23 protein-coding genes and 1 pseudogene are annotated in these 18568 nt (G+C 65.1%); 13 read left to right on the forward strand and 11 right to left on the reverse strand.

Annotated elements, in window-relative coordinates:
* Nucleotides 1-2: 2 nt before the first annotated feature.
* From P1IM2_RS18820 to P1IM2_RS18825, 6 genes and pseudogenes are all read right to left on the reverse strand, one after another.
* Nucleotides 3-350, reverse strand: a pseudogene (locus P1IM2_RS18820) (DUF1428 domain-containing protein); the annotation flags it as partial.
* A gap of 35 nt (nucleotides 351-385) precedes the next feature.
* A complete protein-coding gene (locus P1IM2_RS02870; RefSeq protein WP_186401374.1) occupies nucleotides 386-1054 on the reverse strand; it encodes a glutathione S-transferase family protein in 669 nt (222 codons plus the stop codon).
* 4 nt (nucleotides 1055-1058) lie between these two features.
* Nucleotides 1059-1277 (reverse strand): DUF4287 domain-containing protein, encoded by a 219-nt coding sequence (locus P1IM2_RS02875; RefSeq protein ID WP_186401375.1) that lies wholly within the window; start codon nucleotides 1275-1277, stop codon nucleotides 1059-1061.
* Nucleotides 1274-1957 (reverse strand): glutathione S-transferase family protein, encoded by a 684-nt coding sequence (locus P1IM2_RS02880; protein WP_186401376.1) that lies wholly within the window; start codon nucleotides 1955-1957, stop codon nucleotides 1274-1276. Before P1IM2_RS02880 ends, P1IM2_RS02875 begins: the two co-directional genes overlap by 4 nt.
* A 24-nt stretch (nucleotides 1958-1981) precedes the next feature.
* Nucleotides 1982-2413, reverse strand: a complete 432-nt coding sequence (locus P1IM2_RS02885) for a VOC family protein (protein WP_186401377.1) — start codon at nucleotides 2411-2413, stop codon at nucleotides 1982-1984.
* A gap of 33 nt (nucleotides 2414-2446) precedes the next feature.
* Nucleotides 2447-3088, reverse strand: coding sequence for a TetR/AcrR family transcriptional regulator (locus P1IM2_RS18825; protein ID WP_062901250.1), 642 nt, complete (start codon nucleotides 3086-3088; stop codon nucleotides 2447-2449).
* Here P1IM2_RS18825 and P1IM2_RS18830 point away from each other — a divergent pair.
* Nucleotides 2999-3340 carry a hypothetical protein gene (locus P1IM2_RS18830; protein WP_313906779.1) on the forward strand — a complete coding sequence of 114 codons (342 nt, stop codon included), beginning with the start codon at nucleotides 2999-3001 and terminating at the stop codon, nucleotides 3338-3340. The two genes, P1IM2_RS18825 and P1IM2_RS18830, sit on opposite strands and share 90 nt — an antisense overlap.
* Before the next feature lie 31 nt (nucleotides 3341-3371).
* Here P1IM2_RS18830 and P1IM2_RS02895 read toward each other — a convergent pair whose 3' ends face one another.
* Nucleotides 3372-3734 (reverse strand): response regulator, encoded by a 363-nt coding sequence (locus tag P1IM2_RS02895; RefSeq protein WP_003046733.1) that lies wholly within the window; start codon nucleotides 3732-3734, stop codon nucleotides 3372-3374.
* 89 nt (nucleotides 3735-3823) lie between these two features.
* On the opposite strand from P1IM2_RS02895, the gene P1IM2_RS02900 reads away from it, so the two are divergent.
* The 4 genes from P1IM2_RS02900 to P1IM2_RS02915 are packed head-to-tail and all read left to right on the forward strand — an operon-like array spanning nucleotide 3824 to nucleotide 6384.
* Nucleotides 3824-4096, forward strand: coding sequence for a DUF3572 family protein (locus P1IM2_RS02900; RefSeq protein WP_186401378.1), 273 nt, complete (start codon nucleotides 3824-3826; stop codon nucleotides 4094-4096).
* The gene (locus P1IM2_RS02905) at nucleotides 4093-4734 is read left to right on the forward strand and encodes a hypothetical protein (RefSeq protein WP_062901252.1); all 642 of its coding nucleotides are present in this window, start codon (nucleotides 4093-4095) and stop codon (nucleotides 4732-4734) included. The genes P1IM2_RS02900 and P1IM2_RS02905 overlap by 4 nt, the downstream gene beginning before the upstream one ends.
* Nucleotides 4735-4763: 29 nt before the next feature.
* Complete coding sequence (locus P1IM2_RS02910; protein ID WP_003046743.1) at nucleotides 4764-5228, forward strand: RidA family protein; 465 nt, start codon at nucleotides 4764-4766, stop codon at nucleotides 5226-5228.
* A 7-nt stretch (nucleotides 5229-5235) separates the two neighbouring features.
* A complete protein-coding gene (locus P1IM2_RS02915; RefSeq protein WP_062901253.1) occupies nucleotides 5236-6384 on the forward strand; it encodes a GNAT family N-acetyltransferase in 1149 nt (382 codons plus the stop codon).
* 4 nt (nucleotides 6385-6388) lie between these two features.
* Here the strand turns inward: P1IM2_RS02915 and P1IM2_RS02920 are convergent, their stop codons facing one another.
* Entirely contained in the window at nucleotides 6389-6703 is a 315-nt protein-coding gene (locus P1IM2_RS02920; RefSeq protein WP_062901254.1) for a sel1 repeat family protein, read from the reverse strand.
* A 141-nt stretch (nucleotides 6704-6844) separates the two neighbouring features.
* On the reverse strand, nucleotides 6845-7684 hold the full coding sequence (gene panC / locus P1IM2_RS02925; protein ID WP_062901255.1) for a pantoate--beta-alanine ligase: 840 nt from the start codon (nucleotides 7682-7684) through the stop codon (nucleotides 6845-6847).
* Between the two features lie 84 nt (nucleotides 7685-7768).
* On the opposite strand from panC, the gene P1IM2_RS02930 reads away from it, so the two are divergent.
* The 6 genes from P1IM2_RS02930 to P1IM2_RS02955 all read left to right on the forward strand — a co-directional run bounded on the left by P1IM2_RS02930 (nucleotide 7769) and on the right by P1IM2_RS02955 (nucleotide 13406).
* On the forward strand, nucleotides 7769-8578 hold the full coding sequence (locus P1IM2_RS02930) for a division plane positioning ATPase MipZ (protein WP_062769196.1): 810 nt from the start codon (nucleotides 7769-7771) through the stop codon (nucleotides 8576-8578).
* 25 nt (nucleotides 8579-8603) lie between these two features.
* Nucleotides 8604-9998 carry a phosphoglucomutase/phosphomannomutase PgmG gene (gene pgmG / locus P1IM2_RS02935; protein ID WP_186401379.1) on the forward strand — a complete coding sequence of 465 codons (1395 nt, stop codon included), beginning with the start codon at nucleotides 8604-8606 and terminating at the stop codon, nucleotides 9996-9998.
* A 107-nt stretch (nucleotides 9999-10105) separates the two neighbouring features.
* Nucleotides 10106-10918, forward strand: coding sequence for an LPS export ABC transporter ATP-binding protein (gene lptB, locus P1IM2_RS02940; protein ID WP_062901258.1), 813 nt, complete (start codon nucleotides 10106-10108; stop codon nucleotides 10916-10918).
* A gap of 14 nt (nucleotides 10919-10932) precedes the next feature.
* The gene (rpoN, locus tag P1IM2_RS02945) at nucleotides 10933-12387 is read left to right on the forward strand and encodes an RNA polymerase factor sigma-54 (RefSeq protein ID WP_186401380.1); all 1455 of its coding nucleotides are present in this window, start codon (nucleotides 10933-10935) and stop codon (nucleotides 12385-12387) included.
* Nucleotides 12388-12571: 184 nt separating this feature from the next.
* Nucleotides 12572-12697, forward strand: a complete 126-nt coding sequence (gene ykgO, locus P1IM2_RS02950) for a type B 50S ribosomal protein L36 (protein ID WP_003046794.1) — start codon at nucleotides 12572-12574, stop codon at nucleotides 12695-12697.
* Nucleotides 12698-12791: 94 nt separating this feature from the next.
* The gene (locus P1IM2_RS02955; RefSeq protein WP_186401381.1) at nucleotides 12792-13406 is read left to right on the forward strand and encodes an HAD family phosphatase; all 615 of its coding nucleotides are present in this window, start codon (nucleotides 12792-12794) and stop codon (nucleotides 13404-13406) included.
* Here the strand turns inward: P1IM2_RS02955 and P1IM2_RS02960 are convergent.
* Entirely contained in the window at nucleotides 13388-13825 is a 438-nt protein-coding gene (locus P1IM2_RS02960) for a DUF4279 domain-containing protein (protein ID WP_186401382.1), read from the reverse strand. The genes P1IM2_RS02955 and P1IM2_RS02960 overlap by 19 nt on opposite strands.
* A gap of 8 nt (nucleotides 13826-13833) precedes the next feature.
* Nucleotides 13834-15990: a S9 family peptidase gene (locus P1IM2_RS02965; protein WP_260833899.1), complete on the reverse strand. Its 2157-nt coding sequence runs from the start codon at nucleotides 15988-15990 to the stop codon at nucleotides 13834-13836.
* 70 nt (nucleotides 15991-16060) lie between these two features.
* Between P1IM2_RS02965 and P1IM2_RS02970 the strand changes: the two genes are divergently transcribed.
* Together P1IM2_RS02970 and P1IM2_RS02975 are read left to right on the forward strand one after the other, a co-directional pair.
* On the forward strand, nucleotides 16061-17887 hold the full coding sequence (locus P1IM2_RS02970) for an aminopeptidase P family protein (protein WP_186401383.1): 1827 nt from the start codon (nucleotides 16061-16063) through the stop codon (nucleotides 17885-17887).
* Nucleotides 17888-17897: 10 nt separating this feature from the next.
* Nucleotides 17898-18359: a thioesterase family protein gene (locus P1IM2_RS02975; protein ID WP_186401384.1), complete on the forward strand. Its 462-nt coding sequence runs from the start codon at nucleotides 17898-17900 to the stop codon at nucleotides 18357-18359.
* The last annotated feature ends 209 nt before the right edge of the window (nucleotides 18360-18568 follow it).

Consider the following 18568-nt stretch of genomic DNA (forward strand, 5'->3'; position numbering starts at 1 on the left):
TCCTCGACGATCGAGGCGAAGCCCGCGACGATCATGCGCTTGCCGTCGAAGGGCATCGCCGCGCCCATCGCCTGCATGCGCGGATCGTTCATCATCTTTTCGGTCGCGGCGTCGCGCGCCGCGCGGTCGGGATATTCGAACCAGGAAAAGACGATCTCCTCGCCTTCCTTTGCCTGCACCGCGGTGCGGAAGTCGTTGACCTTGCCGACGGGGACGTCATCGCCCCAGCATTCGACATGGCGGCGGACGCCGAATTCCTTGAACAGCGCCACCGCATCGGCGGCATGGTCGCGATAGGCGTCCTTCGCATGGGCAGGCACCGCCAGCACAAAGCCTTCGACATAGGTCATCGTCTCTCTCCATTTTTCTTTCCAGGGGGATCAGGTCATGCGGCGCTCGGCTCCTCGGAGAAGGCCGCGAGCTGCGACGCGAGCGCACGGCCGAAGGCGGGGCGATCGAGGCAGCGCGCGAGATAGGTTTCGAGCCGCGGATGTTCGGCAACGACGCCCGCTTCTATGCCTTCTCGCAGCACCGTCGCCATCGCGATATCGGCGACGCTGAAGTCGCCCGCGAGATACGGCCGGTCGCCCAGCGCCTCGGCAAGCTTGCCGAGCCGGGTGCGAATGAATTCGAGCAGGCCGGGACGGCGCAGCCGTGCCCATTCCTCGCCCGCCGCGAAAATCTCTATGTTCGACAGTTCGAACATCAGCGGTTCGACGCTGTTGTAGGCGGCGAAGAGCCAGCTCGTCACCGTCGCGCGCCCTTGCGCGTCGCGCGGCAGCAGCGCGGCGTCCTTTTCGGCGAGATGGAGCAGGATTGCGCCGCTTTCGAACAGGCGGACATCGCCGTCGCGCAGCACCGGCACCTGCCCCCACGGCTGGTCGAGAAAATGATCGGCGGGCCGGTTGACCGCGCTGATCAGCCGCTCGGCATAATCGACGCCTATTTCCTCGCACGCCCAGCGCGGACGCAGGTCGCGGACGAAGCCGCGCGCGAAATCGGGTACCCAGTCGAAAGCGGTGATTTCGATCGCCGCATCGGATTTGACCCCCATGGCTCTACTCCCTCTTGCCCTTGATAAACGCGACGATCGACATGGCGTGCCCATGGCCGAGGTCGAAATCCTGTTTCAACCAGTCGACCACCGCGCCCGCTTTCACACCCGCGGCAAGCCCGCCCGCGTCGGCAAGCCCGCGCTCGACGGCCATGGCGCGCAGCGCCTCAGCCGACTTGCCGGTCCTGGCCTCGACATTGTCGAGATAGGCCTGAAAGCTCATGACGAGACTCCTTCTGTCTCGGACCGTTTGGCGAATAGCGCCCGCTGCGCATCGAAGGCGCGCCGAAAGGCTGGCCGCTCCTCGCCGCGCGCGACATAGGCGGCGAGCCGGGGGTGCCCATCCAGCAGTCCGGACGCCTTGAGTCGGCGGAGCACGGCAATCATCATGAGATCGCCAGCGGTGAAATTTCCCTCGAGCCATTCGGCATGACCTATCCGCATCGCGAGCGCGGCGAGCCGCGCGTCGACCGCATCGACGAGCATCGGCAGCCGCCTTTCGTACCAGTCGCTGTCGCGTTCCGCCAAGGACGCCATTGCATAGTTGACGATCGGCGGCTCGACCGTGCTCAACGCCGCAAACATCCAGCTGATGGCCCGCGCGCGGACATGGGCGTCGTCGGGCAGCAGGCCGGCATGCCGCGTAGCGATATGCAGCACGATCGCACCCGATTCGAACAGGACGAGGCCGTCCTCCTCATAGGCGGGAATCTGACCGAATGGCTGACGCGCGACATGATCCGGCTGCTTCATGGCGGCGAAAGGCAGCAGACGGACGCGATAGGCGAGCCCCGCCTCTTCGAGTGCCCATCTCACGGGCATGTCGCGCGCCAGACCGCGCCCGCGGTCTGGCGAAGCTTCAAAGACCGAGAGGATAATCGGCGCTTCGGGATCGACGGGCATCGCTTCTCTCCTCGCGCGCGCGGCCTAGGCGCCGGCGGCTTGGACAGCCGCCTCGCCGTTCGCGACGGCCGGGTCCATCCAGAACGGCCCCCAGACATGGCCGTCGGGGTCGAGGAGGTCTCGGCCGTACATGAAGCCATGATCCTGCACCGGGTTGATGTCACCGGTGCCGCCGTGCGCCGCGGCGGCGACGATCATCGCATCGACCGCCGCGCGGTCCTCCATCGCGAGCGCGAGGGACACCTCGCTGGCGCTCGTCGGCGGGATCGGACGATCGGTGAAGCTTTTCCACTTTTCGTGCGTCAGCAGCATCACGAAAATGCTGTCGGACCAGACCATCGCCGCCGCAGTCTCGTCGGTGAAGCGCGGTTCGTTGGTGAAGCCGAGCGCTTCATAGAAGGCCATGGATTTCGCGAGGTCGCGAACCGGCAGGTTGACGAAAATCATCTTGGACATGGGCGGCACTCCTCTTCCTGGGGGGATTTTTCGTCAGGTCCGCCCGAACAGCATGCGGACATAACGCGTCAGATGCGCGACACTTTCCCGGGCAATCGCCGGGTCGTTGGTGGTTTTGGCCAGAACGAAGCCGCCCTGCAGCACCGACTGGATATGCCGCGCGAGATCGAGCGCGCTCATCCCCGCGGGTGCGCCATAGGCCTGCATCGCGGCTTCGATGTCGGGGGCAAGCGCCTCGCAATAGGCGGCGATGCTCGCCTCGCACGCCAGCCGGATCGGCTCGCTGGTGGCATAGGCATCCTGCACCATCGTCCCGACGAAGCAGGTGAAGCCGTCGACCGGGCCGTGCAACAGCGAAAAGCGGAAATCGATATGGCCGAGCAGCCGGTCGAGCGGATCGTCCAGCTTCGTGTGCGGCAGCATGTCGAACATCGGCCGCGCCCGTTCGGTCCAGGCTTCGGCCGCGGCGACCGCCAATGCCTCCTTCGATTCGAAATGATGGAAGAAGGCGCCCTTGGTCACGCCGGCGGCGGCGCAGATCTGGTCGACCGTGGTCGCGGCATAGCCCTGACGCCGCACCTCCTGATGGGCGGCGGCGATGAGCCTGTCGCGCGCACTGCCACGCGGTGCGCGAGGGGCCGCAGCCGGGTCGGACGAAGAGTGAGTCGCGGTCATGAGCGCCTACATACCAACTGGTTGGTATGCTGTAAAGAGGCACGGGAACGAGGCACCAATGCCGCGATCGACGGTGAGCTGCCGGAAGCAGTCGCGACACCCGGCGAACCGGAGCGGCCGGTGCTGGCGCATGCGACAGAGGCGATGCGGCTGTTAGCGCGCGGCTACACGCGCATGCCAAGCCTCGAGCGAACGATCGCCGATCTTGCCGGCCCGCCTCGATCGGCCGGGTTCATATCGCCGAATCGCTGAGCTACCTTCGGCAGGTGCCGCGAAACCAGGATCAGGCGAAAGCGCCAACACTTTCGATGAATTTGATGACCGAAATCGGTTTCGAGACATAGGCCTCGGCACCCGCGGCGCGAATCTGTTCCTCGTCGCCCTTCCCGGCATAGGCTGTGACGGCCATGATCGGTACCGCGCGCAGCGTCAGGTCGGCCTTCATCTGGCCGATCAATTCGAGCCCGCTGACGTGGGGCAACTGGATGTCCATGATGATGAGGTCGGGCGCTATTTCGCGCGCCTTGGCGAGCGCATCGCGGCCGTCGCGCACCGGGTGCGCGCTATAGCCATGGGCGTTGAGCAGGTCGCAGAACAGGCGCAGGTTCAGCTCATTATCCTCGACGACCAGAACGGTCTTTCCCATGATGTTGAAGCTTTCCCCGCTTGCGTCCGCGGCCGGTTTAGGCGAATCGGCGGCGCGACACAATTGCTTCGCAGGGAAGGATTTTCGGCGTGAATGACGGCGACGCGGCGCTGGCGCTGCACGCGCTCGGCTGGATCCTGACCGACGAGCCGCGGGCCGAACGGCTGCTTGGAATGACCGGCCTGTCGCCCGAGGGGCTGCGCGCCGCGCTGGGCGATCGCGCAACGCTGGCGGCGATCCTCGGCTTTCTTGCCGCGCACGAACCCGACCTTGTCGCCTGCGCCCAAGCACTCGATATAGACGCCGGAGCCTTGGCCGCTGCCGCGCGCCGCCTCGAAGGACTGGAAGGACCAATGCCATGACCCGCCCGCTCGTCATCACCGATTGCGACGAGGTGCTGATGCACATGGTCGTCCCGTTCGCGCAGTGGGTCGACGAGGAACATGGCGTGATCTTTCGCATGGAAGATACGAGTTTCGCCGGCGCGCTGAAGCGCAAGGAATGCGGCACGCCGCTGGAAGCGGCCGAGGTCTGGCCGCTGCTCGACGGCTTTTTCCGCACCGAAATGCCGCGCCAATATCCGATTCCCGGCGCGCTTTCCGCGATGGCCGAAATCGCGCGCCATGCCGACATCGTCGTGCTGACCAATGTCGGCCCTGACCATCAGGCGGCGCGCATGGCGCAGCTTGCGGCCCTTGGCCTCGACGCACCGGTGATCGGCAGCCGCGGCGGCAAGGGCGAGCCGGTGCGCGCGCTGATCGAGGAGCGCCGGCCGCCGGTCGCGGTATTTATCGACGATCTCGCGAACCATCATCATTCGGTCGCGATCGAGGCGCCCGACGTGTGGCGCCTGCACATGGTCGGCGAGCCCGCGATCGCGGACAAGATACCCGCCGCGCGCCATGCCCATGCCCGTATCGACGACTGGGCGGCGGCGCAGGACTGGATATTGGCGCGGCTTGCCGAAAAGGCTCCGGCCCCGGCGCCGGAAGCCGTATAATCCCCCCAATCGAGACAGAAGGAATCACCATGGATATTGCCGCCAAGCTCGCCGACCTCGGCCTCGAGCTTCCCAAACCCGCCGCGCCGGTTGCCGCCTATGTCCCCGTCGTCGAGGCGGGCGGGCTGCTGCATATCAGCGGCCAGCTTCCCTTCCGCGACGGGCAGGTCGTGACCGGGCGGCTGGGCGCCGACACCGACGAGGCAAGCGGCTATGACGCCGCGCGGCGCTGCGCGCTGATGCTCGTCGCCCAGATCGGCAAGGCGCTGGACGGCGACTGGTCGCGGGTCGAAAAGATCGTCAAGCTGGGCGTGTTCGTGAACAGCGACCCCGCCTTCACGCAGCAGCCCAAGGTCGCGAACGGCGCGTCCGAGCTGATGGAATCGCTGTTCGGCGAAGCCGGCCGCCACGCGCGCAGCGCCGTCGGCGTGTCGGTGCTGCCGCTCGGCGCGGCGGTCGAAGTCGATGCGATCGTCGCGGTGAAGCCCGCGTAAGCCCATCGTGGCCGAGGCTGACCCGCCCACCCGCACCCTGTCGCTCGGCACCGGCGTCGCCGCGATCGATGCGGCGGCGTGGGACGCGCTGGCGGGCGGCGGCAATCCCTTCGTCGGTCATGCCTTTCTGGCGCTGCTCGAAGAATCGGGAAGCGTTGGGCCGGGGACCGGATGGCAGCCCGCGCCCTTGCTGGTCGAGGACGGTGCGGGCCGACTCGTCGCCGCGGCGCCCGCCTATCTGAAGACGCACAGCCAGGGCGAATATGTCTTCGACCATATATGGGCCGACGCGTGGGAGCGCGCCGGGGGCGCTTATTATCCCAAGCTTCAGATCGCGGTGCCCTTCACCCCCGTGCCCGGACCGCGACTGCTCGCGGCCGAGGCCGACGATGCGACGCTGCTGCTGCGCGCGGCCGAGGCGGTGGTCCGGCAGAACGACCTGTCGTCGGCGCATGCGACCTTCGTTGCGCCCGACCAGATGCCGCTGTTCGAGGCGGCGGGCTGGCTGCTGCGCCGCGACATCCAGTTCCATTTCGCCAATCGCGGCTATCGCGATTTCGACGATTTCCTCGCCACGCTGACCTCGGCAAAGCGCAAGCAGCTTCGCAAGGAACGCGCGCGCGCGGTACAGGGTCTGCGAATCGAGGATGTCAGCGGCGACGCGATCCGCCCCGAACATTGGGACGCGATGTGGGCCTTTTATCAGGACACCGGCGCGCGCAAATGGGGGCATCCCTATCTGACCCGCGCGGCGTTCGACATGATCGGTGCGCGCATGGCCGACAAGGTGTTGCTGAGCATCGCGTGGCAGGACGGGCGGCCGGTCGCGGGCGCGATGCACCTGATCGGCGCCGACACGCTTTATGGCCGCTATTGGGGATGCCTGATCGACATTCCCTATCTGCATTTCGAGCTATGCTATTACCGCGCCATCGACCTTGCGATCGCGCGCGGTCTCGCGCGGGTCGAGGCCGGCGCACAGGGCGGACACAAGCTGGCCCGCGGCTATGCCCCCGTTGCGACCTGGTCGGCGCATTTCATCGCCGATCCGGGCTTCCGCCGCGCGGTCGCGGACTTTCTGGAACGCGAACGGGCGGCCGAGGAAAGCGAAATGCAATGGCTGGAAGGACAGATGCCGTTCCGGCGGAGCGGCTGAGGAATCAGGCGGCGTAACGACGCGCCGCCGGGCGGCGGGCGGTTTCGTCGAGCCATGCGCGCGCCTGGCGCTGCGCCTCGGCGATCTCGTCGCGGCTCATTTCGGCCGAAACGTCGGCGCGGCACTGCTGGCCTTCGATATTGCCGCCGAGCGCCGCAAGATTAAACCATTTATGCGCCTGGATCAGATCGACATCGACACCGCCGGTGCCGGTCGAGAAGGCCACGCCAAGGTCGAAATAGGCATTGGCATCGCCGCGCGCCGCATCGAGCAGCCGGCTTTCGATCAGATACTGGGCAGACTTCAGACTGTTAGCCATGATAACCCCCTGTCGCCTCCACCCCACATGGAGACTTCGGGGTCAAACCTTGCGGCTTATGGTCAACAAAGCGTTAATGGCGCGGTGATTTTTTGGCCATAGGCGGAGCAAATGACAGAAATCCGCCAATTTTTCGTTTGATCAATCGACCGCATAATTGTCGATCAGGCGCGTTTTTCCCATCCGCGCCGCCGCCAGAAGCCGTGCCGGCGCGCGGAATATCGTCAATCTTTCGAGGCTTTCGGCATCGGCGAGCGCGACATAATCGACGCTGTCGAACCCGCCCGCGACGATTGCCGCCTCGGCATCAGCCAGCGCCTTCGCAACATCGGCGCCGCCCGCGATTGCCGCCACCGCGGCCTTGAGTGCATCCGGAAAAGCCGCCGCGGCGGCGCGCTGTTCGGGCGACAGATAAGCGTTGCGCGACGACAGCGCGAGCCCGTCGCCATCGCGTGCGATCGGCGCGCCGAATATGTCGAGCGCGAAATCGAGGTCGCGCGCCATGCGGCGGATTATCGCCAGCTGCTGCCAATCCTTTTCGCCGAAGATGGCGACGTCGGGGCGCACCTGGTTGAACAATTTGGCGACGACGGTCGCGACGCCGTCGAAATGCCCCGGCCGCGCCGCGCCGCAATAGTCGGCGCCGAGTTCGGCCACCTCGATATGCGTGGCATGGCCGCCCGGATACATGGTCGCGACATCGGGCGCCCATAGCAGCGCCACGCCTTCCTCGACCAGCAGCGCGGCGTCGCGCGCCTCGTCGCGCGGATAGGCGGCATAATCCTCGTTCGGGCCGAACTGGGTCGGGTTGACGAAGATCGACACCACGACATGGTCGGCAACGCGGCGGCCCATGCGGACGAGCGACAGATGCCCGGCGTGCAGCGCGCCCATCGTCGGCACCAGCGCGACGCTCTTGCCGCCCTGCTTCAGCGCCGCGACCGCGCGGTGGAGCGTGGCGATGTCACGGATGATTTGCACGCTTGCCCTGCCTCCGATATTGGCGGCGCCAATACGCCCTTCATGCGGCTGCCATGCCGCGCCAACAGGAAAATCGCAACGGTCATGACGAAAGCCCCCCCGCACCGGATCATCTTCGCCAATGAAAAGGGCGGCACGGGCAAATCGACCTGCGCGGTGCATTTCGCGGTCGCGCTGGCGAGCCAAGGCTGGCGCGTCGCGGGGATCGACCTCGACCCGCGCCAGCGCACCTTCCACCGCTATCTCGAAAACCGCACCAACACCGCCAAGCGCCGCGGGATCGACCTGCCGATGCCGCAGTTCGAGGTGTTCGAAGGCTCGACAGTCGAGGAACTCGACGAACAGGTCGCGCGGCTGGCCGACGGGGTCGATTATTTCGTCGCCGACACGCCCGGCCGCGACGATGTGTTCGCCCGCCACCTTGCGACCACCGCCGATACGCTCGTCACCCCGATCAACGACAGCTTCATCGATTTCGACCTGATCGGTCAGGTCGACCCCGAGAGTTTTCAGGTCACCCGACCCAGCTTCTACTCCGAACTGATCTGGGACACGCGCAAGGCGCGGGCGAAAAGCGACGGGCGGACGATCGACTGGATCATCCTGCGCAACCGTCTGCAGCACGTCGACGCGCACAATATGCGCCGAGTCGGCGAAGCGCTGAACCAATTGTCGCGGCGCGTCGGCTTTCGCGTCATTCCGGGCCTGGGCGAGCGCGTGATCTATCGCGAGCTGTTCCCGGCCGGCCTCACCCTGCTCGACAAGGCGCATCTCGGCGGCATGGGGATCGGTCATGTCGTCGCGCGGCAGGAATTGCGCGAGGCGATGGCGGGATTGAACCTGCCGCAGCGCGAACGGCTCCACCCCGACGGCGACCTGTTCGCCGTCGCCTGACCCTCCATCCTCCCGAGAGGCATCCATGACCCATCGATTCCACCCGACGATGCTGCGCGAATATGACATTCGCGGGGTGGTCGGCGACACGCTGTCCGATGCGGACGCCCATGCCATCGGGCGCAGCTTCGCGACGCTGATCGCACGTGCCGGCGGCAAGCGGGTGGCGGTCGGCTATGACGGACGGCTGTCGTCGCCGATGCTCGCCGACGCGCTGATCGCCGGGATCAACGCTGCGGGCATCGACGCGCTCAATGTCGGGCTGGGGCCGACGCCGATGCTCTATTATGCCGCATCAACCGAAGATGTGGACGGCGGTATACAGATAACCGGCAGCCACAACCCCCCCGACTATAATGGCTTCAAGATGGTGTTTCAGGGCCGCCCCTTCTTCGGCGCCGATATCCAGCGGATCGGCGAAATGGCCGCGGCAGGCGACTGGGAAGCCGTCAACCCGGGGGGAGAAGGCACGGCGCTGAGCATCGACATCGTCGATGCCTATGTCGACCGGCTGGTCGAAGGTTTTGCCGGCGGCGCCTTCCGCATCGGCTGGGATGCGGGCAACGGAGCCGCGGGCACGGTGATCGAAAAGCTCACCGCGCGCCTGCCCGGCGAACATCATCTCCTCTACACCGATATCGATGGCCATTTTCCGAATCACCATCCCGATCCCACCGAGGAAAAGAACCTTGCCGACCTGAAGGCGCTCGTCGCGACAAAGAAGCTCGACTTCGGCGTCGCATTCGACGGAGATGGCGACCGCATTGGCGCGATCGACGGCGAAGGCCGGGTGATCTGGGGCGACCAGCTGCTGCAGATCTATGCCGCCGCAGTGCTGAAGGAACGGCCGGGGGCGACGGTGATCGCTGATGTGAAGGCCAGTCAGGCGCTGTTCGACCGGGTCGCCGAACTCGGCGGCAAGCCGCTGATGTGGAAGACCGGACACAGCCTGATCAAGGCGAAGATGAAGGAAACCGGCAGCCCGCTGGCGGGCGAGATGAGCGGGCATATCTTCTTCGCCGACCATTATTACGGCTATGACGACGCGCCCTACGCGGCGGTCCGGCTGATCGAGGCGGCGACGAAGCTCGGCAAGAGCGTGACGCAATTACGCGGCGAAATGCCCGCGATGGTCAACACCCCCGAACTGCGCTTCCAGGTCGACGAGGTGCGCAAATTCGCCATTGTGGACGAGGTTCTGGCGCGGCTGACCGCGGCGGGCGCAACGGTCGACCGCACCGACGGCGCGCGCGTGCTGACCGACGACGGCTGGTGGCTGCTGCGCGCATCGAACACGCAGGACGTTCTCGTCGCCCGCGCCGAGGCGAAGGACGAAGCGGCGCTCGCGAGGCTGATGGCCGCGATCGACGGTCAGCTTGCGGCGTCGGGAGTCGTACGCGGGCCGCAGGCGGCGCATTGACCGCTCATCTGCCTGCAAAAATCTTGCCAGATTGACCTTCGCTGCGTCGCTGGGGTAACGCGCGCAAGGGGGCAGCGACAGGAACCCAGAACGGAACCGAAGATCCTATGACCGACCAGTCCACCGCCGGCACGCTTTCCGACACCAATCACGGCGTCGCCGAGCATACCGCGCACGTCCAGCAGGACGCCGCGGCGGGCAACGGGCTGGCGGTTATTTCGATCGCCAAAAGCTATGACAAGCGCACCGTCCTGTCGGACGTGTCGCTGTCGGTCGCCAAAGGCGAAGTCGTCGGCCTGCTCGGTCCCAATGGCGCGGGCAAGACGACCTGCTTCTATTCGATCATGGGGCTGGTCAAACCCGACGCTGGACGCATCATGCTTGACGGCGCCGACATCACCGCGCTTCCCATGTATCGCCGCGCGATCCTGGGCCTTGGCTATCTGCCGCAGGAAACCTCGATCTTTCGCGGCATGACGGTCGAACAGAATATCGCCGCGGTGCTCGAACTCGCCGAGCCCGACAAGATCGCGCGCCAGCAGCGGCTCGACGAGCTGCTCGACGAATTCGGCCTGACCCGGCTGCGCAGCGCGGCGGCGATGGCGCTGTCGGGCGGCGAGCGACGACGCGCCGAAATCGCGCGCGCGCTCGCGGCCAACCCGTCGATCATGCTGCTCGACGAACCCTTCGCCGGCATCGATCCCATTTCGATCAGCGATATCCGCGACCTTGTCGCCGACCTCAAGACGCGCGGCATCGGCGTGCTGATCACCGACCATAATGTGCGCGAGACGCTGGACCTCGTCGACCGCGCCTGCATCATCTACGACGGCAAGGTGCTGCTTGCCGGATCGCCCGCCGAGCTGGTGGCCGACCCAGAGGTCCGCCGCCTGTATCTTGGCGAGGGCTTTTCGCTTTGATGCGGTAGTCGCCGATGGCGTTGGGTCCACGCCTCGATTTACGCCAGTCGCAATCGCTGGTGATGACGCCGCAGCTGCAGCAGGCGATCAAGCTGCTCGCGCTGTCGAACCTCGAACTCGAAGCCTATCTGGCCGAGGCGCTCGAAGGCAATCCGCTGCTCGATGCGACGCCGGGTGACCGCGAACCGGGCGATGACGAAGGCGGCGACGAAGCGCCGCCGTCCGACGGCCCGCCCGCCGACACCGACCTGGCGCTGTCGTCCGAAGCGGGTACCGCCGACGATCTCGACGTCGATTTTGCCGAGGAACGATTCCACCACGACAGCGCGAGCGATTCGGTGGGGCTGTCGGGCGATGGCGAGGGCATCGATTTCGACAGCTTCGCGGGCGACGACGGCACGCTTTACGACCATCTGCTCGCCCAGGTCGGTGAACGTTTTTCAGGCATCGAGGCGATGGTCGCCGAACAGATCGTCGCGCTGATCGACGAGGCGGGCTATCTGCGCGCCGAGCTCGCCGAGCTGGCGCAGCGGCTCGGCGTGCCACTCGCGCTGGTCGAGGCCGTGCTCGCGGGCGTCCAGAGCTTCGACCCTTCGGGTGTCGGCGGGCGCGACCTTGCCGAATGCATCGCGATCCAGGCGCGCGAGGCCGACCGCTACGATCCCGCCATGGCGACGATGATCGCGCATCTCGACCTGGTGGCGAAGGGCGCCTTCCCCCAGCTCAAGCGCATCTGCGGCGTCGATGACGAGGATCTGGCCGACATGATCCGCGAATTGCGCGCCTATGACCCGAAGCCCGGTCTGCGCTTCGGCGGCACCGCGACGCAGGCGGTCGTGCCCGACCTTTATGTCCGCCAGACCGCAAAGGGATGGGCGGTCGAGGTAAACAGCGGCACGCTTCCGCGGCTGCTCGTCAATCGCCGCTATTATACCGAACTGGCAAAGGACGCCGCGGCCAAGAGCAAGGCGTGGCTATCCGAACAGCTCGCGGGGGCCAACTGGCTGGTGCGCGCCCTCGACCAGCGTCAACGCACGATCGTCAAGGTCGCGAGCGAGATTGTGAAGCAGCAAGAGGGCTTTTTCCTCCACGGCGTCGCGCATATGCGCCCGCTGACGCTGCGCCAGGTCGCCGAGGCAATCGGGATGCACGAATCGACCGTCAGCCGCGTTACCAGCAACAAATATCTCTCCTGCGCGCGCGGCCTGTTCGAACTCAAATATTTCTTCTCGTCGGGGATTTCGGCGACCGAGGGCGACGGCGCGGTGTCGGCCGAAGCGGTCAAGAGCCGGATCAGGGCGATGATCGAGGCCGAAGACCCCAAGGCGATCCTGTCCGACGAGACGATCGCACAGAAGCTGTCGGCAGAAGGCCACGACATCGCGCGGCGCACCGTGGTCAAATATCGCGAGGCGATGGGCTATGGCTCGTCGGTGCAACGGCGGCGGCAGAAGGCGCTGGCGGGGTGAAATTTTACGCCCCCTCTTCGTCGCCCGGGACTTGATCCGGGGTCCATTCCCACAGCGCCGGAATAGCGGATCCCGGATCAAGTCCGGGATGACGAAATTAAGGACGGGGGCGGTTGACTTTTCACCCGCTTCCCCATAGTTGCGCCGCTTCGCGTAACAACGCCAAGATTTACGGAACAGACCAATGAAGATTCGCAACAGCCTGAAGTCGCTGAAGGACCGCCACCGGGATAACCGCGTTATCCGCCGCCGTGGCCGCACCTATGTGATCAACAAGACCAACCGCCGCTTCAAGGCGCGCCAGGGCTAAATGCCTTGCCGGGACCGCGTGTCCCCGCGCATTTGCGAGTAAGCGTAACGCCGTCGGATGCTTCCGGCGGCGCTTTCGCGTGTCCGGAGCAGCCATGATTCGCCAGTGCGTCATTTTCGATGTCGGCCGCGTCCTGTTCGACTGGGACTTGCGCTACCTGTTCGCGAAGATGATCGACGATGCGGGCGAGCTCGAATGGTTCGTGACCAACGTCGTTACGCCGCAGTGGCATTTCCAGCACGACGCGGGCCGGCCGCTCGCCGACATGCTGCCCGAACTGAAGGCTGAATATCCGGCGCATGCGCCCCTGATCGACGCCTATGCGGCGCGCTTCAACGAGACGATTCCGGGGCCGATTCCCGGCAGCCTCGAACTGGTCGAGCGGCTCGACGACGCGGGGGTGCCGCTGTTTGCAATCACCAATTTCGGACATGAATTCTGGGAAGGCTTCCGCCCGACCCAGCCGGTGTTCGACCGCTTCCGCGATATCATCGTCTCGGGTACCGAGAAGCTGATGAAGCCCGACCCCGCCATCTACGCCCTTGCGATCGAGCGATTCGGCATCGATCCCGCTGGCGCCCTCTTCATTGACGACGTCGTACACAATATCGCCGGCGCCAAGGCGGTCGGCATCGCGGGGCACCGTTTCGTCGATGCGGCGACGCTGGAGCGCGAGTTGGTGGCGCGGGGCTATTTGTCAGCCACCTGATGGGTTTTGCTACCCTCGGGCGCGTAGATATCAAGATCCAGATACAAGCCGCGATCTGCTATTTCGGCCAACGTCTGGGAACATATCCGCAAACCTTCGTTTCTCTCTTCAAGGAAGAGGCCGCAGAAGAGGCGCCCAGCAAAGCGTGCAGAAAGTTCCTGCCAAATGGCCGTATCGCGGGTCAGCGGTGCGAAAATGGCCTCTACCTGGCCCGGCAAGTCGCCGGGAATCGATCTCGGTACCTGCAGCCTCCAAGATCCGGTGCGAGCGATCCGCTCACTGCCGCGGGGCGTCTTCCACTTGGCACCTTTCGCAACGCTGAAGGTTGGCGTTGCTCCAAGCCGGTTGGAAATGTCGGCCGGATCGAGATCGTCGCCAAAGAAACCTAGCGAGACTGCGGTTTCATGAAGCTCGACCATCTCCCCCCCTATTTCTCCACCCCCAACTGCGTCAGCACGAAGGCATATTCCTCGGCATCTTCGTGGAGCGCGCCCCAGCGGCCCGATTTGCCGCCGTGGCCCGCGCCCATGTTGGTGCGCAGCAGCAGCGTCGCGTCGTTCGTGCGCGTCGCGCGGAGCTTGGCGACCCATTTGGCGGGCTCCCAATAGGTCACGCGCGGGTCGTTGAGGCCGGCCGACACCAGCATCGGCGGATAGGCTTTCGCCGTCACATTGTCGTAGGGGCTGTAGCTCAGCATATAATCGAACGCCGCCTTGTCGGTAACCGGATTGCCCCATTCGGGCCATTCGCCTGGGGTCAGCGGCAGCGTTTCGTCGACCATCGTGTTGATGACATCGACGAAGGGAACCCCCGCGAGCACCGCGCCCCACAGCTCGGGCGCCTCGTTATAGATCACGCCCATCACCTGCCCGCCCGCCGAGCGGCCTTCGACCGAAATCCTGCCGGCGCTGGTGTAGTTTTTCGCGATCAGCCCCCTCGCGACATCGATGAAGTCGTTGAACGTGTTCTTGCGCTCGGTCGTCTTGCCCGCGAGATACCAGCCGCGGCCCAGATCGTCGCCGCCGCGGACATGCGCGATCGCATAGATCATGCCGCGATCGACGAGGCTGAGCCGCGTGGTCGAAAAGCCCGGCGGGACGCGATAGCCGTATGAGCCATAAGCATAGAGATGCATCGGCGCGCTGCCGTCGAGCTTGGTGCCCTTTTTGTAGACGAGCGAGGCGGGGATCATCGTCTTGCCGTCGCGGCTCGGAAGATTAACCCATTCGGTTACATATTGAGTTGCATCGTAACCCGACGGGATTTCCTGCACCTTGAGCGTTTCGAGCGTTCCGGTCGCCAGATCATAATCATAGACCGTGTCGGGGGTGACCATCGATTCATAATCGAGCCGCAGCTTGTCCTGATGATATTCGGGATTGTCACCGAGGCCCGCCACATAGGTCGCCTCGGGAAATTTGATCCGGCCGGGGGTCAGCGGCGCGTCATAGCGGCGTATATCGACCTGATCGAGCCCGTCCTCGCGCGCTTCGATGACGAAATAGTCGCGGAATATCGACAGGCCGGTGATGTAGCTATGGTCCGATCCGGGGATCAGCGTGGTCCACCTGCCCGGATCCTTCACGCTCGCGGTGGCGATGCGGAAGTTGGGATGCTCGTCATTGGTGTGGATGTAGAGCGTGCCGTCGCGCTCATCGACGCTGTACTCGCGGCCCTTCTGGCGCGCCGACACCAGTTGCATCGGCGCTTCCGGGTTATCGGCGGGGAGAAGATAGACCTCGCTCGTCTCGTTATCGCCCGTCGCGATCACGATATAATTGTCGGCGGCGGTCTTGCCGATCCCCACCCCGAAGCCGATGTCGGGTTCCTTGTAGAGCAGCTTGTCGTCGGCAACACTCGTCCCGAGCTTGTGCAGCCGGACATTGTCGGTGCGCCAATTCTCGTTCGCGAGGCCATAGAGGATCGCGTCGTTCCCCGACGTCCAGACGAGCGAGGACAGCGTGCCCGGGATAACGTCGGGCAGCTGTTCGCCCGTTTCGAGATTGCGGATGCGCGCCTCGAAGCGTTCGGAGCCATTGTCATCGAAGGAATAGGCCATCAGCCGGCCGTCGGGGCTGATCGACAGTTCGGCGAGGCGGAAATATTCCTTGCCCTGCGCCATCGCGACCTCGTCGAGGATCAGCTGGGTCTGGCCCGCGCCGGACGCGGGCTTGCGATACCATTTCTTATATTCGGCGCCCTCGTCAAATTCGACCCAATAGAGCCAGTCGCCGTCCTTCTGCGGCACCGACGAATCGGCTTCCTTGATGCGCCCCTTCATCTCCTGAAACAACGTCTCGACCAGCTTCGCGTGCGGCTTCATCGCCGCATCGAAATAGGCGTTTTCGGCCTTCACATAATCGAGGATGTCCGCGTCATCGATCACCGGATAGCTCTGGTCGCGGAGCCAGAAATAGGGATCGGACAGCGTTTTGCCGTGCAGCGTGACTTCGTGCGGCCGCCTGTCGGCGACCGGGGCGGCGGGGCTGGTGGTCAATATCGTCTCTTTCTCTTCGGCGAACGCGCTGCCGGGCGCGACAAGCGGGGTGGTAATTGCGGCCAGAAACATCCAAATAGCGCGCATCAAGAAAACCCCCGCAGCGTCGCCCCGGTCGGGCAGGAATTGGCTGCGATGTAGAAACAAGGAACAGCGCATGTCCACCCCCGACCATGCAGACCGCCTCGCCCGCCTGCGCGCCGAACTCGCGCGCCGGGGCCTCGACGGCTTTGTCGTGCCAATCAGCGATGAGCATTTGAGCGAATATGTCGGCGCCTATGCACAGCGCATGGCGTGGCTGACCGGCTTCGGCGGATCGGCCGGAACCGCCGCAGTGTTGCCGGCGAAGGCGGCGGTGTTCGTGGACGGCCGCTATACGGTGCAGGTGCGCGACCAGGTCGACGGATCGCTTTATGACTATGTCGGGGTGCCGCAGTCGAGCGTCGCCGAATGGCTGGGCGCCAATGTCAGCGCCGGGCAGAAGATCGGCTATGACCCCTGGTTGCACGGCATCGACTGGGCGCGTGGCCTGGCGGCGGCGCTGACCGCGAAGGGCGCCAGCCTGATTGCAGTCGACAGCAACCCCATCGACGCAGTGTGGGACGACCAGCCGGCGCCGAGCGCCGCGCCGATCGCCGTCTATGATACCGAGCAGGCGGGGCAGTCGGCGGCCGACAAGCGCGGCGTGATCGCCGACTGGCTGAAGGCGCAGGAGCTCGACACCACTGTGATGACCGCGCTCGATTCGATCGCCTGGACCTTCAACATCCGCGGCGAAGACGTCAGCCACACGCCCGTCGGGCTTGCCTTTGCGCTGCTCCACGATGACGCCACCGCCGACCTGTTCGTTGCGCCCGAAAAGATTACCGACGCGGTGCGCGCGCATCTCGGCAACAGCGTGCGCATCCACGACCGCACCGCCTTCGATCCTGCGCTCGCCGCACTGGCGGGCAAGCGTGTCGCGGTCGATCCCGACCGCGCGGTCGCTGCAATCTTCACCGCGCTTGAAGGCGCGGGCGCAAAGATCGCGCGCCACCGCGACCCGGCGGTGCTGCCCAAGGCGATCAAGAACAGCGCCGAGCTTGCCGGAACCCGCGCCGCGCACGTCCGCGACGGCGTCGCGGTCGCGCGCTTCCTCAAATGGATGGAAGAGGTCGCGCCGCAGGGCGAGCTCGACGAACTCGGCGCGGCGGCGAAATTGCGCGCCTTTCGCGACGAAAGCGGCGTTTTGAAGGATCTGTCCTTCGATACCATCTCGGCCGCCGGTCCCAACGGCGCGCTGCCGCATTACAAGGTCGATGAAACGACCAATCGCGCGATCGAGACGGGCACGCTCTATCTCGTCGATTCGGGCGGGCAATATGCCGATGGCACGACCGACATCACGCGCACCATCGCGATCGGCGAACCCAGTGCCGAAATGCGCCGCCGCTTCACCCAGGTGCTGAAGGGGCATATCGCGCTCGCAACCGCGCGCTTTCCCAAGGGGACGCGCGGCAGCCAGCTGGACATTCTCGCGCGCCAGTATCTGTGGGCCGACGGGGTCGATTATGCGCATGGCACCGGCCACGGGGTCGGTGCCTATCTGGCGGTCCACGAAGGGCCGCAGCGAATTGCCAAGCCCGCCGGCGGGCAGGCAGGAACCGAGGAGCCGCTCCACGCGGGCATGATCCTGTCGAACGAGCCCGGCTATTACAAGGCGGGCCATTTCGGCATCCGCATCGAGAATTTGGTGGTGGTCGAACCCGTCCGGATCGAGGGGGCCGAGGAGGATATGCTGGGCTTTGAAACCATCACCTTCGCGCCGATCGCGCGCAATCTGATCGTCGGGGCGATGCTGTCGCCCGCCGAGGCCGACTGGCTCGACGCCTATCATGCCGAGGTGGTCGAGAAGCTGTCGCCAGGGATGGTCGCCGCCGACCGCGAATGGCTGGCCGCCGCCTGCGCGCCGATCGATCGCGGCGTCGCCGCGCTCGCGGCCTGAGGGGCGCGGCATGGACCGGGCCAACTGGTCAGTCCCGCGCGCCGATTTTCGCGTCCAGCAGGATGTGCGCGTCCGCTTCAACGAGATCGACGGCCAGAATATCGTCTTCAGCGGCAATTATCTGATCTACGCCGACATCGGCGTGACCGAATATTTTCGCGCGCTGGGCGAAGGGCAGCCGGGCCCCTATTTTCACCAATATGGTACAGATATCCGCGAAGTACATAGCGAAATCGACTATCACGCGCCGGCCCGGCTCGATGAGTTGATCACCATCGCGGCGCGCGTCAGCCACTTCGGGCGGACGAGTTTCACGCTCCACTGTGCAATATTTCGCGCCGCCGAACGGCTGACCGATATCGAGATCAGCTACGCCCATCTCGACCTCGATACGGGCAAGCCGACGGCGCTTCCGGGAAGCTTTATCGCCGAAGTCCGGCGATTCGAAACCCGCTTGCCCATTCAGGATTGAGGTGGGCGGTTCGCGCCGAACGTCGCCGATTCGCGTTTCTCCACCAAAAAGGTCGAAAAAAAAGGGCCGCCCGAGGGCGACCCTTGAAAGTTTTTGGGAGAGGATGCCTAAAAGGCAAGTGTGATATTGCACTGCACAATTGATTGTGCAACTGCGAAATAAGCATCCGGCATTGCAAAATTTGCAATCGTTGGCATCGATAGCATGCA

Origin of the sequence: Sphingopyxis sp. P1IMeth2, assembly GCF_900185685.1 — a bacterium.
Taxonomy (GTDB): domain Bacteria; phylum Pseudomonadota; class Alphaproteobacteria; order Sphingomonadales; family Sphingomonadaceae; genus Sphingopyxis; species Sphingopyxis terrae_A.

Excerpts from the sequence above, each read along its gene's own strand:
- P1IM2_RS02870 (WP_186401374.1), bottom strand. The coding sequence starts at position 1,054 with ATGGGGGTCAAATCCGATGCGGCGATCGAAATCACCGCTTTCGACTGG.
- P1IM2_RS02875 (WP_186401375.1), bottom strand. The coding sequence starts at position 1,277 with ATGAGCTTTCAGGCCTATCTCGACAATGTCGAGGCCAGGACCGGCAAG.
- P1IM2_RS02880 (WP_186401376.1), bottom strand. The coding sequence starts at position 1,957 with ATGCCCGTCGATCCCGAAGCGCCGATTATCCTCTCGGTCTTTGAAGCT.
- P1IM2_RS02885 (WP_186401377.1), bottom strand. The coding sequence starts at position 2,413 with ATGTCCAAGATGATTTTCGTCAACCTGCCGGTTCGCGACCTCGCGAAA.
- P1IM2_RS18830 (WP_313906779.1), top strand. The coding sequence starts at position 2,999 with ATGGGCGGCGGCGATGAGCCTGTCGCGCGCACTGCCACGCGGTGCGCG.
- P1IM2_RS18825 (WP_062901250.1), bottom strand. The coding sequence starts at position 3,088 with ATGACCGCGACTCACTCTTCGTCCGACCCGGCTGCGGCCCCTCGCGCA.
- P1IM2_RS02895 (WP_003046733.1), bottom strand. The coding sequence starts at position 3,734 with ATGGGAAAGACCGTTCTGGTCGTCGAGGATAATGAGCTGAACCTGCGC.
- P1IM2_RS02905 (WP_062901252.1), top strand. The coding sequence starts at position 4,093 with ATGACCCGCCCGCTCGTCATCACCGATTGCGACGAGGTGCTGATGCAC.
- P1IM2_RS02910 (WP_003046743.1), top strand. The coding sequence starts at position 4,764 with ATGGATATTGCCGCCAAGCTCGCCGACCTCGGCCTCGAGCTTCCCAAA.
- P1IM2_RS02920 (WP_062901254.1), bottom strand. The coding sequence starts at position 6,703 with ATGGCTAACAGTCTGAAGTCTGCCCAGTATCTGATCGAAAGCCGGCTG.
- P1IM2_RS02930 (WP_062769196.1), top strand. The coding sequence starts at position 7,769 with ATGACGAAAGCCCCCCCGCACCGGATCATCTTCGCCAATGAAAAGGGC.
- pgmG (WP_186401379.1), top strand. The coding sequence starts at position 8,604 with ATGACCCATCGATTCCACCCGACGATGCTGCGCGAATATGACATTCGC.
- lptB (WP_062901258.1), top strand. The coding sequence starts at position 10,106 with ATGACCGACCAGTCCACCGCCGGCACGCTTTCCGACACCAATCACGGC.
- rpoN (WP_186401380.1), top strand. The coding sequence starts at position 10,933 with ATGGCGTTGGGTCCACGCCTCGATTTACGCCAGTCGCAATCGCTGGTG.
- ykgO (WP_003046794.1), top strand. The coding sequence starts at position 12,572 with ATGAAGATTCGCAACAGCCTGAAGTCGCTGAAGGACCGCCACCGGGAT.
- P1IM2_RS02955 (WP_186401381.1), top strand. The coding sequence starts at position 12,792 with ATGATTCGCCAGTGCGTCATTTTCGATGTCGGCCGCGTCCTGTTCGAC.
- P1IM2_RS02960 (WP_186401382.1), bottom strand. The coding sequence starts at position 13,825 with ATGGTCGAGCTTCATGAAACCGCAGTCTCGCTAGGTTTCTTTGGCGAC.
- P1IM2_RS02965 (WP_260833899.1), bottom strand. The coding sequence starts at position 15,990 with ATGCGCGCTATTTGGATGTTTCTGGCCGCAATTACCACCCCGCTTGTC.
- P1IM2_RS02970 (WP_186401383.1), top strand. The coding sequence starts at position 16,061 with ATGTCCACCCCCGACCATGCAGACCGCCTCGCCCGCCTGCGCGCCGAA.
- P1IM2_RS02975 (WP_186401384.1), top strand. The coding sequence starts at position 17,898 with ATGGACCGGGCCAACTGGTCAGTCCCGCGCGCCGATTTTCGCGTCCAG.